The organism is Candidatus Symbiopectobacterium sp. (assembly GCF_020054415.1).
Taxonomy (GTDB): domain Bacteria; phylum Pseudomonadota; class Gammaproteobacteria; order Enterobacterales; family Enterobacteriaceae; genus Symbiopectobacterium.
On the sequence record NZ_JAHWCO010000260.1, the window covers coordinates 1 to 1,529 of the forward strand.

The following is a 1,529-nucleotide window of genomic DNA, read 5'->3' on the forward strand; positions in this document are numbered from 1 at the left end:
TCTACTGCCAGGTGCAGCTTACGCCATACCCTGCGTCTGTCGGCACCATGCTGCCGGACTTTCCATTCGCCTTCGCCAAAGACCTTCAGGCCGGTTCCATCAATGACCAGATGTGAGATTTCACCACGGGTTGGCGTTTTTATACCGATGTTCACCGTCTTTGCTCGCTTGCTGAGCAGCGAATAGTCTGGACAATGCAGCGACGATTTAATCAGTTTAAAAATCGAGTCAACAAATCCCTGTAAAGCCCTCAATGAAAGGCCAAACACGCGTTTCATCATCAGGACTGTTGTGATGACCATATCTGAGTAGCGGAGCGGTCGTCCACGCCGTTCAGTAGTGTTTTTTTCCGTCCATGCAGCAATGGCTGATTCATCTAGCCATACGGTTAGAGAATCGCGCTGCTTGAGGGCCTTGTTATAAGAGGGCCAGTTGGTGATTTTAAAATTTTGTTTTACCACGGAGACCTGATTTTGAAACAACTGTGGTGATCTGCTCCGATGATTATCCAAAAGTTCTATTTATTCAACAAAGCCTGATCACGGGTATATTCAACAAAGCCAGGCTATTCACGTTTACTTTTTATTTCGATAGACACCACTTTCGTTGTCGTCCTGTTATTTCACGCTATTTTTCTTAGCGACAAATATCCTTTCTACAAGAATCACACGAGAAATATTTTCTCTGCATCTGACACGGTGCTTACCCCATTAAATAATATCAACAGAGGTATCTTTTACTTATTACATGATTCTGTCGAACGATTCACTTAAATTGATATTTTTTAGCTTTTATTTGTTATTTTTAAGTGATTAAAACGATCAATGTAATAAAGATGATATGGTTACTGACGATAAACCTAGAGACATCAGGGGGTAGTCTGGGGCGAAACGAAGCAGACAATAACCATCAGAAACGTATTTTGACGGTGACTGCTGGGGAACATTAAGCAGCAATTCTTAGCGTCAGATTTTATTTTTTCGATGATAGCACTGAATCATGGTTGAGGGGATGCTATTTCCCTAACATCGGCGAAACAGCCATTTATATTGCTTAGTTTTAACGCGAGACAGGCTTCGTCAGCAACAGGTCATCACTCATTCTGATGGGATTAAACAATGGAAGAATAACCTGGCTGTGATACGCAATATGGAAAGGAGTGAAGAATGAATATCGCTAACTGGCGCATCGGTTATCGACTCGGTAGTGGATTTGGGCTTTGTTGAATAAATAGATATTATGCTGCGCATCCATAAATACTGAGAATACCATTAACGTAAAATCAGTATGTTACATACAGAGTTAGCTGATGAATCCAGGGGTGAGCAGCATTTTCGTCCAAAATAGGCACGTCAGAACAGCATCATTCCCTATTATTCAACAAAGCCGATGAAGGTATTCATTTTCATAGTTTGACGAATGCCATTGATACTTCTACGTCCGCAGGTCGTTTTTTCTTTCATGTGATGAGTGCGTTGGCGCAAATGGAGCGGGAACTGATTGTTGAACGTACTAAAGCGGGTTTAGCA

The 1,529-nt window shown here is 41.9% G+C and carries 2 protein-coding genes and 1 pseudogene; 2 read left to right on the forward strand and 1 reads right to left on the reverse strand.

The window, feature by feature from the left end:
- Positions 1 to 461, reverse strand: a 461-nt coding sequence (locus QZ506_RS07500) for an IS5 family transposase (RefSeq protein WP_291970135.1), incomplete at its 3' end; no start/stop codon positions are given.
- Between the two features lie 23 nt (positions 462 to 484).
- Here QZ506_RS07500 and QZ506_RS07505 point away from each other — a divergent pair.
- A complete protein-coding gene (locus tag QZ506_RS07505; RefSeq protein ID WP_291970137.1) occupies positions 485 to 640 on the forward strand; it encodes a hypothetical protein in 156 nt (51 codons plus the stop codon).
- Positions 641 to 1,340: 700 nt separating this feature from the next.
- Positions 1,341 to 1,529, forward strand: a pseudogene (locus tag QZ506_RS07510) (recombinase family protein); the annotation flags it as partial.